The sequence below is a fragment of the Stenotrophomonas sp. YIM B06876 genome (assembly GCF_030711595.1).
Lineage (GTDB): Bacteria > Pseudomonadota > Gammaproteobacteria > Xanthomonadales > Xanthomonadaceae > Stenotrophomonas.
The window spans coordinates 1-16,238 of record NZ_JAUJUJ010000046.1 but is presented as its reverse complement, the minus strand read 5'-3'; the positions used below and the strand labels follow the sequence as shown (position 1 = coordinate 16,238).

The window sequence follows — 16,238 nt, the reverse complement described above, 5'->3', positions numbered from 1 at the left end:
GACGTGACCGATGGTGCCGACGTTGACGTGCGGCTTGGTGCGCTCAAACTTACCCTTGGCCATTTCTCTTGATCCTCAATTCAATTTGTTTTGGAACATCCTGAGCGCGAGGCTCAGGACTTCTTGACGACGGTTTCGGCGATGTTGGACGGCGCCGGCTCGTAATGGTCGAATTCCATCGTGAAGGTGGCACGCCCCTGGCTCTGCGAACGCAGCGAGGTGGCATATCCGAACATCTCGCCCAGCGGAATCATCGCGTTGATGATCTTGCCCGACGGCGTTTCGTCCGAACCCTGCAGCACGCCGCGACGGCGGCTCACGTCACCCATCACGTCACCCAGGTATTCCTCCGGGGTCACGATCTCGACCTTCATGATCGGCTCCAGCAGAACCGGGGAGGCCTTGCGGAAACCTTCCTTGAACGCCATCGAGGCGGCCAGCTTGAACGCCATTTCCGAGGAGTCGACGTCATGGTACGAGCCGAACACCAGCTTGACCTTGACGCCCACCACCGGATAACCGGCCAGCGGACCACTGGTGATGGTTTCACGCAGACCCTTTTCAACTGACGGAATGAATTCCTTCGGAATCACGCCACCGGTGATGTCGTTGATGAACAGGAAGTCGTCCTTCACGTTCGGGTTCTTGCGGTCCTCTTCGGTCATCGGCGACAGCTCGATCACCACGTGACCGTACTGGCCCTTACCACCGGACTGCTTGGCGTGCTTGTAGTCCGACTTGACGTCCGACTTCTGGATGGTCTCGCGGTACGCCACCTGCGGCTTGCCGACGTTGGCCTCGACACTGAATTCGCGACGCATGCGGTCGACGATGATGTCCAGGTGCAACTCGCCCATGCCCGAGATGATCGTCTGGCCGGATTCTTCGTCGGTCTTGACACGGAACGAGGGATCTTCCTGCGCCAGACGGCTCAGGGCGTTGCCCATCTTCTCCTGGTCCGACTTGGTCTTCGGCTCCACCGCCATCGAGATCACCGGCTCCGGGAACACCATGCGCTCCAGGATGATCGGATTGGCCAGGTCGCACATGGTGTCGCCGGTGGTGACATCCTTCAGACCCACCGCTGCGGCGATATCGCCGGCACACACGGCCTTGATCTCGGTGCGGTCGTTGGAATGCATCTGCAGCAGACGGCCGATGCGCTCCTTCTTGCCCTTGACCGAGTTCAGCACCTGATCACCGGCATTGAGCACGCCCGAGTAGACACGGAAGAAGGTCAGCGAGCCCACGAACGGATCGGTGATGATCTTGAACGCCAGCGCCGAGAAAGGCGCCTTGTCGTCGGACGCGCGCTCCAGCACCTTCTCTTCGTCATGTACGTCCGTACCCGTCACCGACGGCACGTCCACCGGCGACGGCAGCAGACGGACAACACCGTCCAGCATCGCCTGCACGCCCTTGTTCTTGAACGCGGTGCCGCAGAACATCGGCACGATCTCGGTGGCCAGCGTACGTACACGCAGCGCCTCGACGATCTCCACCTCGCTCAGCTCTTCGCCGGCAAGGTACTTCTCCATCAGCTCTTCGCTGGCTTCGGCAGCCGACTCGACCATGAATGCACGGGCGTCTTCGGCCTTTGCAACCAGTTCGGCCGGGATATCACGGTATTCGAAGGTCAGGCCCTGGCTGGCCGAATCCCAATGGATGGCCTTCATCTTCAGCAGGTCGACGACGCCCTCGAAATTGTCCTCGGCACCGATCGGCACCTGCATCGGCACCGGCACGGCGCCCAGGCGGCTCTTCAGCTGGTCACGGACCTTCTCGAAATTGGCGCCGGTACGGTCCATCTTGTTGACGAACGCGATGCGCGGCACCTTGTACTTGTTGGCCTGGCGCCACACCGTCTCGGACTGCGGCTGCACGCCGCCGACGGCGCACAGCACGAACACCGCACCGTCGAGCACGCGCAGCGAGCGCTCCACTTCGATGGTGAAGTCGACGTGCCCGGGGGTGTCGATGATGTTGAAGCGATGCTCCTCCATCGACTTGTCCATGCCCTTCCAGAACGCGGTGGTGGCAGCGGACTGGATCGTGATGCCACGCTCCTGCTCCTGCTCCATCCAGTCCATGGTGGCCGAACCGTCATGGGTCTCGCCCAGCTTGTGGTTCACACCCGTGTAGAACAGGATGCGCTCGGACGTGGTGGTCTTGCCGGCATCGATGTGGGCCATGATGCCGAAGTTGCGGTAACGCTCGATAGGAGTGGTGCGGGCCACGGGGAGCCTCTCAATTTCACGGAATTAGGATGGCCGAACGCCGCCTTGCGGCGGCCTTCGGTTTGACGCGGCGCTGTTGCGCCACGAACGGCACTTTGCAAGTGCCAGGGGCCCCGTTGCCAGGGCCCATGGAAATCACCAGCGGTAGTGAGCGAAGGCCTTGTTCGCTTCCGCCATACGGTGAGTTTCTTCACGCTTCTTGATCGCGCCACCACGGCTTTCCGAGGCATCGATCAGTTCGGCAGCCAGCTTGCGCGGCATGGTGTTCTCGCCACGCTTGCGCGCCGAGTCGATCAGCCAGCGCATTGCCAGCGCCATCCGGCGGGAGGTACGCACCTCGACCGGCACCTGGTAGGTGGCACCACCAACGCGGCGCGACTTCACTTCGACGGCCGGCGACACGTTGTCCAGCGCCTTCTGCACCAGCTCGACGGCATTGCCGTTCTTCTCGCCGATCACGTCCATGGCGCCATAGACGATCTTTTCTGCGACCGACTTCTTGCCGCTCAACATCACCATGTTGATGAAGCGGGCAATGGTCTCGCTTCCGTGCTTCGGATCCGGCAGGACAGCGCGCTGCGGAGTATTACCTTTACGGGACATGAGTTATTCCTTAAGCCTTCGGACGCTTGGCGCCGTACTTGGAACGGGCCTGGCGGCGCTTGGCAACGCCGGCGGCGTCGAGCGAGCCACGCACGGTGTGGTAACGCACACCCGGCAGATCCTTGACGCGGCCACCGCGGATCAGGACCACGGAATGCTCCTGCAGGTTGTGGCCTTCACCACCGATGTAGCTGATGACCTCTTCCTGGTTCGTCAGGCGCACTTTGGCAACCTTACGCAGGGCCGAGTTCGGCTTCTTCGGGGTGGTGGTGTAAACGCGCGTGCACACGCCACGGCGCTGCGGACACTTGTCCAGCGCCGGCGAGGCACTCTTGTAAGTGGTCGCTTGCCGCGGCTTGCGGACAAGCTGGTTGATCGTCGCCATCAGTAGGTTCTTCTGAGTGGGGCCGGTAAAAAACGGCCATAGATACGGAAATTGAATAGCAGGCCAGAATTTTGGCCTGCTGAGACAGACGATTGTAGCAACCTGGCGAAAACGCAGTCAACCGCGCTCCGCCCGGCCGACCCTGATCCTGGGTCGTTACAGGGGCGCCTCCTTGTGCCCCGTTCAGGTCCAACATGCCGCTCCGCGAACGGAGCGCCAGGTTTTCGCTCTTACTCTTCGGCGCCGGTCGCCGGCTCGGCTTCCGCCGCTTCCGCCACCGCCTCGGGAGCCACTGCCGTACCGGCCAGGGTCGCCATCTCCGAATCGGTCAGACCGGAGGCGCCACGACGGCGCTTGGTGTGGTATGCCAGACCGGTACCGGCCGGAATCAGGCGACCCACGATGACGTTTTCCTTCAGGCCGCGCAGGTTGTCGCTGGTGCCGCGCACGGCAGCCTCGGTCAGCACGCGGGTGGTTTCCTGGAACGAGGCGGCCGAAATGAACGATTCGGTCGCCAGCGATGCCTTGGTGATGCCAAGCAGCACCGGATCGTACTTGGCAACCAGTTCATTGCGCGTGACCAGGCGGGCGTTTTCCTCGATGACGCGCTGGCGTTCGGCCTGCTCGCCATTCAGGAACTTGCTGCCGCCCTGATCGGTGATCTCGACCTTGCGCAGCATCTGACGGGTGATCACCTCGATGTGCTTGTCGTTGATCTTCACACCCTGCAGACGGTACACGTCCTGGATTTCCTTCACCAGATACGCGGCCAGATCCTCGATGCCCTTCAAGCGCAGGATGTCCTGCGGGCTCGGCTCGCCGTCCACGATGGTTTCACCCTTGGACACGTGCTCACCTTCGAACACGATGACCTGGCGGTACTTCGGAATCAGCTCTTCGTGCTCCGAACCATCGGTGTCCTTGATGATCAGGCGCTGCTTGCCCTTGGTGTCCTTGCCGAAGCTGATGATGCCCGAACGCTCGGCCAGGATCGCCGGATCCTTCGGCTTGCGGGCCTCGAACAGATCGGCCACGCGCGGCAGACCACCGGTGATGTCACGGGTCTTGGACGCTTCCTGCGGGATCTTGGCAACCACGTCACCCACGCCGACGGCGGCGCCGTCCTGCAGGTTGACGATCGAGCGCGGCGGCAGCAGGTACTGCGCCGGCAGGTCGGTGTTCGGGATGGTCAGATCGTTGCCCTTGGCATCGACGATGCGCACGATCGGGCGCAGATCCTTGGCCTGCGAACCGCGGCGCTTCGGATCGGTGATCTCGCGCGAGGCCAGGCCGGTCAGCTCATCGGTCTTCTCGATGACGGTGACGCCATCGATGAAGTCGATGAAGCGGATGAAACCGGCCACTTCCGACACGATCGGGTGGTTATGCGGGTCCCAGTTGGCGACCGACTGCCCGGCCTTGACCGCATCACCGTCCTTGGAGGTGATGGTGGCACCGTAAGGCAGCTTGTAACGCTCGCGCTCGCGGCCGTGGCCGTCGAGGATGGACAGCTCGCCCGAACGCGACACCGCCACCAGATTGCCGCTGGTGTGCTCGACATGCTTGAGGTTGTTGAACTTCACCGAACCGGTGGTCTTGACCGTGATGTTGTCCACCGCTGCCGCACGCGAGGCCGCACCACCGATGTGGAACGTACGCATGGTCAGCTGGGTACCCGGCTCACCGATCGACTGCGCGGCAATGACACCCACCGCCTCGCCGATGTTGACGATGTGGCCACGGGCCAGATCGCGGCCGTAGCAATGCGAACACACGCCGAAGGACGAGGCGCAGGTGATGGTCGAACGCACCTTGATCGACTGCACGCCGGCGTCTTCCAGCTTGGCCACCCACTGCTCGTCGAGCAGCGTGTTGCGGGTCACGATCGGATCTTCGTCATTGCCCGGCAGGAACACATCTTCGGCCACGACACGGCCCAGCACGCGGTCCTTCAACGGCTCCACAACGTCGCCGCCTTCCACGATCGGCGTCATGGTGAGACCTTCGATGGTGCCGCAATCGGTCTCGGTGATGACCACGTCCTGTGCCACGTCGACCAGACGACGGGTCAGATAACCCGAGTTCGCCGTCTTCAGCGCGGTATCGGCCAGACCCTTACGGGCACCGTGGGTGGAGTTGAAGTACTCCTGCACGTTCAGACCTTCACGGAAGTTCGCCTTGATGGGCGTCTCGATGATCGAGCCGTCCGGACGCGCCATCAGGCCACGCATACCGGCCAGCTGACGGATCTGCGCCTGACTACCACGCGCACCGGAGTCGGCCATGATGTACAGCGAGTTCATCGACTTCTGGTCGATCGTCTCGCCCTCGGCATTGACCACCTTCTCGGTACCGATGGTTTCCATCATCGCCTTGGCAATGCGCTCGTTGGTGCGCGACCAGATGTCGACCACCTTGTTGTAGCGCTCGCCGGCGGTGACCAGGCCCGACTGGTACTGCTCCTGGATTTCCAGCACTTCGGCTTCGGCCTCGGTGAGGATGCCCTTCTTCGCGTCCGGGATCAGCATGTCGTCGATACCGATCGACACGCCGGCACGGGTCGCGTAGGCGAAGCCGGTGTACATCAGCTTGTCGGCGAATACGACCGTGTCCTTCAGGCCCAGCTGGCGATAGCTGGAGTTGATCAGGCGGCTGATGTTCTTCTTGGTCAGCTCGACGTTGGCCAGCTCGAACGGCAGGCCCTCGGGCAGGATCTCGGCCAGCAACGCGCGCCCGATCGTGGTTTCCACGATCGAGTTCCTGTTCTGCTTGTTGCCTTCCTCGTCGGTCACCACTTCGGTGATGCGGACCTTGACGCGTGCGTGCAGTTCCACCACGCGGTTGTCATAGGCGCGCTTGACTTCGGCGAGGTTGGCGAAGGCCATGCCCTCGCCCTTCTTGTTCACCAGCGAGCGGGTCATGTAGTACAGACCCAGCACCACGTCCTGCGACGGCACGATGATCGGCTCGCCGTTGGCCGGCGACAGGATGTTGTTGGTGGACATCATCAGCGCACGCGCCTCGAGCTGGGCTTCCAGCGAGAGCGGTACGTGGACGGCCATCTGGTCACCGTCGAAGTCGGCGTTGAACGCGGTACAGACCAGCGGATGCAGCTGGATCGCCTTGCCTTCGATCAGCACCGGCTCGAACGCCTGGATGCCCAGACGGTGCAGGGTCGGCGCGCGGTTCAACATCACCGGATGTTCGCGGATGACCTCTTCCAGGATGTCCCAGACTTCGGCTTCTTCGCGCTCGACCAGCTTCTTGGCGGCCTTGATGGTGGTGGCCAGGCCACGACGCTGCAGCTTGGCGAACACGAACGGCTTGAACAGCTCCAGCGCCATCTTCTTCGGCAGGCCGCACTGGTGCAGGCGCAGGTACGGACCGACCACGATGACCGAACGGCCCGAGTAGTCCACGCGCTTGCCCAGCAGGTTCTGGCGGAAGCGGCCCTGCTTGCCCTTGATCATGTCGGCCAGCGACTTCAGCGGGCGCTTGTTGGTGCCGGTGATGGCACGGCCGCGACGGCCGTTGTCCAGCAGCGCGTCAACCGATTCCTGCAGCATGCGCTTTTCGTTGCGCACGATGATGTCCGGCGCATTGAGCTCCAGCAGGCGACGCAGGCGGTTGTTGCGGTTGATGACGCGGCGGTACAGATCGTTCAGATCCGAGGTCGCGAAACGGCCACCGTCCAGCGGCACCAGCGGACGCAGGTCCGGCGGCAATACCGGCAGCACGGTCATCACCATCCACTCCGGACGGTTGCCCGACTCGAGGAAGGCTTCGACCAGCTTGATGCGCTTGGTCAGGCGCTTGAGCTTGGTTTCCGAACCGGTGCTGGCGATCTCCTCGCGCAAACGGACCATCTCCGCCTGCAGGTCGATCGTGCGCAGCAGGTCGAACACCGCCTCGGCGCCCATGGCGGCGTCGAAATCGTCACCGTGTTCCTGACGCGCGGTCAGGTACTGCTCTTCGGTCAGCAGCTGGCGGCGCTCGAGCGTGGTCAGGCCCGGCTCGGTCACCACATAGGCTTCGAAGTACAGCACGCGCTCGATATCGCGCAGGGTCATGTCCAGCATCAGGCCGATGCGCGACGGCAGCGACTTCAGGAACCAGATGTGCGCGACCGGCGAGGCCAGATCGATATGGCCCATGCGCTCGCGGCGCACCTTGGCCAGGGTCACTTCGGTGCCGCACTTCTCGCACACGACGCCGCGGTGCTTCATGCGCTTGTACTTGCCGCACAGGCACTCGTAGTCCTTGACCGGCCCGAAGATGGCGGCGCAGAACAGGCCGTCACGCTCCGGCTTGAAGGTGCGGTAGTTGATGGTCTCGGGCTTCTTCACTTCGCCAAAGGACCACGAGCGGATCAGGTCCGGCGAGGCCAGCGCGATCTTGATCGCGTCGAAATCCAGCGTCTGGCGCGGCTGGTTGAAGAGGTTGAGCAGGTCTTTCATGGTGTTCTCCAGAAGGAGGAATACGTGTCGATGGGGCTGTCGGTTCACTTGTCGGCGGCGCCGGTACCCGAAGGCACCGGCGCGGCGCGCGATCAGTTCTCTTCCAGTTCCATGTTGATGGCCAGCGAGCGGATTTCCTTCACCAGGACGTTGAAGGATTCCGGCATGCCCGCGACCATCTCGTGCTCACCGTCAACGATGTTCTTGTACATCTGGTTGCGGCCCTGCACGTCATCGGACTTCACCGTCAGCATTTCCTGCAGGGTGTAGGCCGCGCCGTAGGCTTCCAGCGCCCAGACTTCCATTTCACCGAAGCGCTGGCCACCGAACTGCGCCTTGCCGCCCAGCGGCTGCTGGGTAACGAGCGAGTACGGGCCGGTCGAACGGGCGTGCATCTTGTCGTCGACCAGGTGGTTCAGCTTCAGGTAATGCATGTAACCGACCGTGGTGTGGCGATCGAACGCCTCACCGGTGCGACCGTCGTACAGCTGGGTCTGGCCACTCTGCGGCAGCTCGGCCAGTTCCAGCATGCGCTTGATCTCGGCCTCGCTGGCACCGTCGAACACCGGGGTGGCCATCGGCACGCCGTCGGTCAGGTTCTTGGCCAGGCGCAACAGCTCTTCGTCGCTGAACTGGGTCAGGTCCACCCGCTCGGCATGGCTGGCGATGTCGTGGTTGTAGATCTCGTTCAGGAACGAGCGCAGGTTGGCGACCGCGTTCTGGGCCTCCAGCATGCCCTGGATCTTGCGACCCAGGCCCTTGGCCGCCCAGCCCAGGTGCACTTCCAGAATCTGGCCGATGTTCATACGCGACGGCACGCCGAGCGGATTGAGCACGATGTCGACCGTCTCGCCGTTCTCCATGTACGGCATGTCCTCGACCGGAACCACGTTGGACNGACGGCACGCCGAGCGGATTGAGCACGATGTCGACCGTCTCGCCGTTCTCCATGTACGGCATGTCCTCGACCGGAACCACGTTGGACACCACACCCTTGTTGCCGTGGCGGCCGGCCATCTTGTCGCCCGGCTGGATGCGGCGCTTCACGGCCAGGAACACCTTGACCATCTTCAGCACGCCCGGGGCCAGATCATCGCCCTGGGTGATCTTGCCGCGCTTGTCGGCGAAGCGACGCTCGAACTCCTTCTCGTGCGCCTGGATCTGCTTCTGCGCACGCTCGATGGCGTCGGAAGCATCTTCGTCCTTCATCCGCAGCAGGAACCAGTCCGCCTTCTTCAGGCCATCCAGGTAGGCGTCGGAGATGACGTCGCCCTTCTTCAGGCCGGTGCCGCCATTGGCCACCTTGCCGACGATCTGCGAACGCAGACGCGCGTAGATGGCGCCTTCGAGGATGCGGAACTGGTCGTCGAAGTCCTTCTTGACGCGCTTGATCTCGCTCTCTTCGATCTGGCGCGCACGCTTGTCCTTCTCGATGCCGTCGCGGGTGAAGACCTGCACGTCGATGACGGTGCCGTCCATGCCCGGCGGCACGCGCAGCGAGCTGTCCTTAACGTCGGACGCCTTCTCACCGAAGATCGCGCGCAGCAGCTTTTCTTCCGGGGTCAGCTGGCTTTCGCCCTTCGGCGTCACCTTGCCGACCATGATGTCGCCGGCGCGCACTTCGGCACCGATGTACACCACGCCCGATTCGTCCAGACGGTTCAATGCATGCTCGGACACGTTGGGGATATCGGCGGAAATCTCCTCCGGCCCCAGCTTGGTGTCACGCGCAACGCAGGTCAGCTCCTCGATGTGGATCGTGGTGTAACGGTCCTCTTCCACCACCCGCTCGGACAGCAGGATGGAGTCTTCGAAGTTGTAGCCGTTCCACGGCATGAACGCGATCAGCATGTTCTGGCCCAGCGCCAGCTCGCCGATGTCGGTGGACGGGCCGTCGGCCAGCACGTCGCCGCGCGCGATCACGTCACCCACGTTCACCAGCGGACGCTGGTTGATGCAGGTGTTCTGGTTGGAACGGGTGTACTTGATCAGGTTGTAGATATCCACGCCGGCATCGGCCGCATCGGTGATCTCCACCTCGTTGACCTTGACCACGATGCGGCCGGCGTCGATCTGCACGATCTCGCCACCCCGCAGCGCGTTCACGGTGACGCCCGAGTCGCGCGCCACGGCGCGTTCGATACCGGTACCCACCAGCGGCTTTTGCGCGCGCAGGGTCGGCACCGCCTGGCGCTGCATGTTGGCGCCCATCAGTGCACGGTTGGCGTCATCGTGCTCCAGGAACGGCACCAGCGCCGCGGCGATCGACACGGTCTGCATCGGCGAGACGTCCATGAAGTGGACCTCGGCCGGCGGCTTGAGCAGCGACTCACCCTGGTAACGGCACGGGACGAACAGCTCGGTGAGCGTGTTCTTGGCATCGGTCAGGGCGTTGGCCTGGGCGATGACGTACTCGTTCTCCTCGATCGCCGACAGGTATTCGACGTCGTCGGTGACCTGGCCGTCCACCACCTTGCGGTACGGGGTCTCCAGGAACCCGTACTCGTTGGTGCGGGCATACACGGCCAGCGAGTTGATCAGGCCGATGTTCGGGCCTTCCGGGGTTTCGATGGTGCAGACGCGGCCGTAATGGGTCGGGTGCACGTCGCGCACTTCGAAGCCGGCACGCTCGCGGGTCAGACCGCCCGGGCCCAGCGCCGAGACGCGACGCTTGTGCGTCACTTCCGACAGCGGGTTGTTCTGGTCCATGAACTGCGACAGCTGCGAGGAGCCGAAGAATTCCTTGATGGCCGCGGCGACCGGCTTGGCGTTGATCAGCTCCTGCGGGGTCAAGCCTTCGGACTCGGCCATCGACAGCCGCTCCTTGACCGCGCGCTCGACGCGGACCAGGCCCACGCGGAACACGTTCTCGGCCATTTCACCGACCGAACGCACGCGACGGTTACCCAGATGGTCGATGTCATCGACCATGCCGCGACCGTTGCGGATCTCGGTCAGCACCTTGAGCACTTCCAGGATGTCGGAGCTGTCGCCATGCTCGGCCACCAGGCGCTTGGACTCTTCGTCGTTGCGCTCGCCGAAATACTTGCGGTCGTACAGCACCGACTCGCCGGTGACTTCCTTGCGGCCGACCCGGCGGTTGAACTTCATGCGGCCGACCGTGGACAGGTCGTAGCGCTCGAAGGTGAAGAACAGGTTGTGGAACAGGTTCTGCGCGGCATCCTTGGTCGGCGGCTCGCCCGGACGCATCATGCGGTAGATCTCGACCAGCGCTTCGAGCTGGGTCTTGGTCGGATCGATGCGCAGGGTGTTGGACAGGTACGGACCACGATCCAGGTCGTTCACCCACAGCGTGCCCACGGCATCCACGCCGGCCTTGCGGAACGCCTGCAACTGTTCTTCGGTGATTTCGTCGTTGGCCTGGGCCAGCAGCTCACCGGTATTGGCGTCGACCACGTCGTGCGACAGGATGCGACCGACCAGATAGTCGTCCGGCACCGCCAGGGCGGCAATGCCCGAGGATTCCAGCTGCTTGACGTGGCGCGCGGTGATGCGCTTGCCGGCTTCGACGATGACCTTGTCGCCATCGGCCAGATCGAAGTTCAGGGTCTCGCCGCGCAGGCGCTCGGAGACCAGTTCGAGCTGCACACCTTCATCGGGGTTGATGTGGAAGGTGTTGATCTCGAAGAACTCGGCCAGCATTTCTTCGTTGTTGTAGCCCAGCGCACGCAGCAGGATCGACACCGGCAGTTTGCGGCGACGGTCGATACGGGTGAACAGCGCGTCCTTCGGGTCGAACTCGAAGTCCAGCCACGAGCCGCGGTAGGGAATGATGCGGGCGCTGTACAGCAGCTTGCCCGAGCTGTGGGTCTTGCCACGGTCGTGGTCGAAGAACACGCCCGGCGAACGGTGCAGCTGCGACACGATGACGCGCTCGGTACCGTTGACGATGAAGGTGCCGTTGTCGGTCATCAGCGGGATTTCACCCAGATAGACCTCCTGCTCCTTCACATACTTGATCGCCTTGGTGGACGACTCGCGGTCATAGATGACCAGACGCACGGTCACGCGCAGCGGCGCGCCGTAGCTCATGCCACGCTGGCGGCACTCGCGCTCGTCGAACACGGGATCGCCGAGCTTGTAGCCCACATATTCCAGCGCGGCGTTGCCGCTGTAGCTGGAGATCGGGAACACCGACTTCAGGGCCGCGTGCAGGCCGTGGTCCGAACGCTTGGCCGGCTCCACATCTTCCTGCAGGAATGCGCGGTAGGAATCCACCTGGATGGCGAGCAGGAACGGCACTTCCAGAATCGAGCTCTGCTTGCCGAAATCCTTGCGGATGCGCTTCTTTTCGGTGAACGAATATGACGTCATGAGGTCTTCCGCCTTGGCTGTGCAGGCCGCGCGTCCGCGACCCGAAAAAAACATTGAATTGTCAGTTGGAAGTCGCTGGTATTGCCGGCACCAGCACGCCTTCTTTTGCTACTTCCAACTGCCAACTCGCGTGGATCCGGAGCTGGACTGCCCGGCCGTTCCAGCCCTCACTGGCTGGCGCGCACCGGCACCCGCTGCCGCAATCCCTTTGCGGTTTGAAACGGCCAAAGGCCGGGGGCTTACGCCCCCAGCCTTGGCTGCATCGCCGTGATTCGATGGCGACGCAAGGTACCGATTACTTCAGTTCGACAGTCGCACCAGCGGCTTCGAGGTCCTTCTTCATCTTCTCGGCGTCTTCCTTCGAAGCGCCTTCCTTCACGACGCCACCGGCTTCGGCCAGATCCTTCGCTTCCTTCAGGCCCAGGCCGGTGATGGCGCGAACGGCCTTAATCACTTCGACCTTCTTGGCGCCGGCTTCCTTCAGGATGACGTTGAATTCGGTCTGCTCTTCGACGACAGCGGCCGGGCCGGCAGCAGCGACGGCAACCGGAGCAGCGGCGGAAACGCCAAACTTCTCTTCGATGGCCTTGACCAGCTCCATCACTTCCATCAGGGACTTCTCGGCGATGGAGTCGACGATCTGTTCGTTGGTAAGGGACATTTTGATTACCTTTGAAAAATATTCTGGATTGAGGTTCTTCGCGGAACCACGTGGGACGTCGAACTCAGGCGGTTTCAGCAGCCGGCTCGGCAGCATCGACCGCTGCGCCACCTTCCTGCTTCTCACCAACAGCCTTGATGGCGCGCGCGAACATGGTGACCGGCTCGGTCAGGACACGGGCCAACATGGCCAACGCCTGATCACGGGTCGGCAACGATGCCAGCACTTCGAGGTGGCTACCCGGGAAAAGCTCTCCCCCGATGGCCACGACTTTCGCCTGCAGCTTGTCATTACCCTTGGCGAAATCCTTGATCAGGCGACCGGCTGCGCCGGGCTCCTCAAGCGAGAACGCATAAAGCAAAGGACCGACCAGCGCGTCTTTGGCGCACTCGTATTCGGTACCTTCAACAGCACGTGCCGCCAGCGTGTTCTTGACAACTTTCAAGAAAACACCGGTTTCACGGGCCTGCTTGCGCATCGCGGTCATCTGGGCGACCGTGGTGCCTGCGTATTCGACTGCGATCAAGGAGTGGGCCTTGGCGGCGACGTCTGCCAGTTCGGCGACGACTTCTTGCTTCTGGGACAGATTGAGAGCCATTGCACTTCTCCGATTGAACTCCGCTTCCGGCTCCTGCCGTGTGCGGTCCTGGACAGCATCCTTCCTGGATGCCGGGAACATCGACCGATGCTCCTGTGGTGGCCGTTCTAGACCTGGAGTGGGCCAACCCGGGTTACCCCAGACGTGCGTGAACCAGAAAAACTCCAGAAGGGCGGCACCATCTACGCAGGGCGATTCCCGAAGGAACCCATTAAGCGATCCCGCTGTACCGGCGGCGACTCCCTGCCAAAGCGAGCTTCCCTGCCCGTCGCCGATATGCGCAGACCGCGCCTGCGGTCTTTGACGGCTATCGCGCCAGGCGAACCTGCGCGCAACGCCTTCAAAATGACGGCCACGGCACCCTGGGGTACCGCGGCCGCTTCAAACAATTACTTCAGCGACAGCGAGGACTGGTCCACGGTCACGCCCGGGCCCATCGTCGAGCTGACCGAAACCTTCTGCAGGTACAGGCCCTTCGAGGTCGCCGGCTTGGCCTTGACCAGGTCCATCAGCAGCGCCTGCAGGTTCGACTTCAGCGCCGCTTCGTCGAAGCTGGCCTTGCCGATCGTGCAGTGGATGATGCCGGCCTTGTCGGTGCGGTAACGCACCTGACCCGACTTGGCATTCTTGACCGCTTCACCCGGGTTGGCGGAAACCGTGCCGACCTTCGGGTTCGGCATCAAACCACGCGGGCCCAGCAGGGTGCCGAGCTTGCCGACAACGCGCATGGCGTCCGGGGTGGCGATGACGACATCATAGTTCAGATCGCCGGCCTGCATCTTCTCGGCCAGGTCGTCCATACCGACGGCTTCGGCGCCAGCGGCCAGGGCCTCATCAGCCTTGGCACCGGCCGGGGCGAACACCGCCACACGGACCGACTTGCCGGTACCGGCCGGCAGCACGGTGGAACCGCGCACCTGCTGGTCGGACTTCTTGGCATCCACGCCCAGACGCACGGCCACGTCGATCGCTTCGACGAACTTGGCGCTGGTGGCGGTCTTCAGAATCTTGATCGCTTCATCGAAGGCATATGCCTTGCCCGGAACGACGGCGGCCTTGATGGCCTTCTTACGCTTGGTCTGTGCCATGTCTTAGCCCTCTACCGTCAAGCCCATGCTGCGGGCCGAACCCGCAATCGTACGCACCGCGGCGTCCAGGTCGGCGGCCGTCAGGTCCGCTTCCTTGGTCTTGGCGATCTCTTCCAGCTGCTTGCGCGTGATCTTGCCCACCTTCTCGGTGTTCGGGCGCTTGGAGCCCGTGGTCACGCCTGCGGCCTTCTTGAGCAGCACGGCAGCCGGGGTGCTCTTGGTGATGAAGGTGAAGGTACGGTCCGAATAGGCCGTAATGATGACCGGCACCGGCAGACCCGGCTCCAGCTTCTGCGTGGCGGCATTGAACGCCTTGCAGAACTCCATGATGTTCAGGCCGCGCTGACCCAGCGCAGGACCGACCGGCGGCGAGGGATTGGCCTGACCGGCCTTTACCTGCAGCTTGATGTAACCGACAACTTTCTTTGCCATTTTGAGTACTCTCCGGGTGCTAGCGCCTTACGACAACAGGCTCCCCATCGGACCGGGAATCTCGCGTCCCGGCATCGCGTTTTGAGATCACGCAGAAGGCCACCTTGCGGCGGCCCTTGCTTTTGCCAGCTTCCTGGCAGGAAGCCACGTATTCTATCAGTACTTTCCGCCACCGGATGAATACGGCAGCAAACGCGGTCAGGCCTTCTCGACCTGCCCGAACTCCAGCTCGACCGGAGTCGATCGACCGAAGATCAGCACCGCCACCCGAACACGGCTCTTGTCGTAATTGACTTCCTCGACAACGCCATTGAAGTCGTTGAACGGGCCCTCGGTCACGCGCACCATCTGACCCGGCTCGAACAGCACCTTCGGACGCGGCTTCTCGACACCCTCCTGGACGCGATCCAGGATAGCGGCAGCCTCTTCGTCACGGATCGGCAACGGGCGATCCGCCGTGCCACCAATGAAACCCATGACCTTCGGGGTTTCCTTGACCAGATGCCAGCTTTCGTTGTCGATGCGTGGAATACCGGCTTCTTCATGGGTTTCGATCTGGACCAGCACGTAACCCGGGAAGAACTTGCGCTCGGACCGGCGCTTCTGGCCGGCGCGCATTTCCACCACTTCCTCAGTGGGAACCAGCACGTCACCGAAACGCTCCTGCATCTCGTCACGCACAATCCGGTCACGCAATGCCTGCGCAACCGTTTTCTCGAAGCCCGAATAGGCGTGGACGACGTACCAACGCTTCACTGCTCTCTCCTCAACGTCCCAGGAACCACTGGGTCAGCTTCTGGATGACAAAATCGAATCCACCCAACAGCAGACTCAGGATGATCACGACCACAATCACCACCCACGTGGTGCGGATCGCTTCCTGCCGTGTAGGCCAGACCACCTTGCGCAGCTCGAAGCGCGACTCGGAAAGAAAATGACGGGTTTCCCGCCCTTTCCGGCTCAACATGAATACCGCACCACCGGCAACCAGGCCGACGATCACGGCCAGGGCCCGCAGCTGGCCACTCCATGCGCCCAGCTGGGCGGCATGATCAGGCGCAGAGAACCAGAACCATACGAACAGACCCGCCACCACCAACAACGCGGCAATGACGTACTTGACGATATCGCCACCGGAAGCGGCGCCCTTGGAATGTTCGATCTTGCTATTCATCCGACTCTTGCTGCTGATGCGACCAAGGTCACTGGATAGAGAGTGGCAAGTGGCACGCCAGGAGGGACTCGAACCCCCAACCTGCGGTTTTGGAGACCGCTGCTCTGCCAATTGAGCTACTGGCGTATGACTTGGCTATTACACACCCCTCAGACGACGAAAGCGGACCGGGTTACCGGCCCGCTTTCGCGCGGCCAACAGCTGTAACTGCTGGCACTGAGGTTATTACTTGGTGATCTTGGCAACCACACCGGCGCCGACGGTACGG

The 16,238-nt window shown here is 62.7% G+C and carries 10 protein-coding genes, 1 tRNA gene and 1 pseudogene; all 12 read right to left on the bottom strand.

What is annotated here, in order from left to right:
- Positions 1-113 precede the first annotated feature (113 nt).
- The 12 genes and pseudogenes from fusA to QZH66_RS13485 all read right to left on the bottom strand — a co-directional run bounded on the left by fusA (position 114) and on the right by QZH66_RS13485 (position 16,096).
- Positions 114-2,237, bottom strand: coding sequence for an elongation factor G (gene fusA, locus QZH66_RS13540; RefSeq protein WP_305806469.1), 2,124 nt, complete (start codon positions 2,235-2,237; stop codon positions 114-116).
- A 135-nt stretch (positions 2,238-2,372) separates the two neighbouring features.
- Positions 2,373-2,840, bottom strand: coding sequence for a 30S ribosomal protein S7 (gene rpsG, locus QZH66_RS13535; RefSeq protein WP_305806468.1), 468 nt, complete (start codon positions 2,838-2,840; stop codon positions 2,373-2,375).
- Positions 2,841-2,850: 10 nt separating this feature from the next.
- Complete coding sequence (gene rpsL / locus QZH66_RS13530; protein WP_004145320.1) at positions 2,851-3,225, bottom strand: 30S ribosomal protein S12; 375 nt, start codon at positions 3,223-3,225, stop codon at positions 2,851-2,853.
- A 230-nt stretch (positions 3,226-3,455) separates the two neighbouring features.
- A complete protein-coding gene (gene rpoC, locus QZH66_RS13525; protein WP_305806467.1) occupies positions 3,456-7,682 on the bottom strand; it encodes a DNA-directed RNA polymerase subunit beta' in 4,227 nt (1,408 codons plus the stop codon).
- 92 nt (positions 7,683-7,774) lie between these two features.
- A pseudogene (gene rpoB, locus QZH66_RS13520) lies at positions 7,775-12,017 on the bottom strand (DNA-directed RNA polymerase subunit beta).
- 295 nt (positions 12,018-12,312) lie between these two features.
- Positions 12,313-12,678: a 50S ribosomal protein L7/L12 gene (gene rplL, locus QZH66_RS13515; RefSeq protein ID WP_305806466.1), complete on the bottom strand. Its 366-nt coding sequence runs from the start codon at positions 12,676-12,678 to the stop codon at positions 12,313-12,315.
- 64 nt (positions 12,679-12,742) lie between these two features.
- On the bottom strand, positions 12,743-13,276 hold the full coding sequence (rplJ, locus tag QZH66_RS13510; RefSeq protein ID WP_305806465.1) for a 50S ribosomal protein L10: 534 nt from the start codon (positions 13,274-13,276) through the stop codon (positions 12,743-12,745).
- Positions 13,277-13,665: 389 nt separating this feature from the next.
- Positions 13,666-14,364 carry a 50S ribosomal protein L1 gene (gene rplA / locus QZH66_RS13505; protein ID WP_305806464.1) on the bottom strand — a complete coding sequence of 233 codons (699 nt, stop codon included), beginning with the start codon at positions 14,362-14,364 and terminating at the stop codon, positions 13,666-13,668.
- Positions 14,365-14,367: 3 nt separating this feature from the next.
- Positions 14,368-14,796, bottom strand: coding sequence for a 50S ribosomal protein L11 (rplK, locus tag QZH66_RS13500; RefSeq protein ID WP_305806463.1), 429 nt, complete (start codon positions 14,794-14,796; stop codon positions 14,368-14,370).
- A gap of 198 nt (positions 14,797-14,994) precedes the next feature.
- The gene (nusG, locus tag QZH66_RS13495) at positions 14,995-15,552 is read right to left on the bottom strand and encodes a transcription termination/antitermination protein NusG (protein ID WP_305806462.1); all 558 of its coding nucleotides are present in this window, start codon (positions 15,550-15,552) and stop codon (positions 14,995-14,997) included.
- A 10-nt stretch (positions 15,553-15,562) separates the two neighbouring features.
- Positions 15,563-15,970 carry a preprotein translocase subunit SecE gene (secE, locus tag QZH66_RS13490; protein WP_305806461.1) on the bottom strand — a complete coding sequence of 136 codons (408 nt, stop codon included), beginning with the start codon at positions 15,968-15,970 and terminating at the stop codon, positions 15,563-15,565.
- 50 nt (positions 15,971-16,020) lie between these two features.
- A tRNA-Trp gene (locus QZH66_RS13485) sits at positions 16,021-16,096 on the bottom strand.
- Positions 16,097-16,238: the final 142 nt, after the last annotated feature.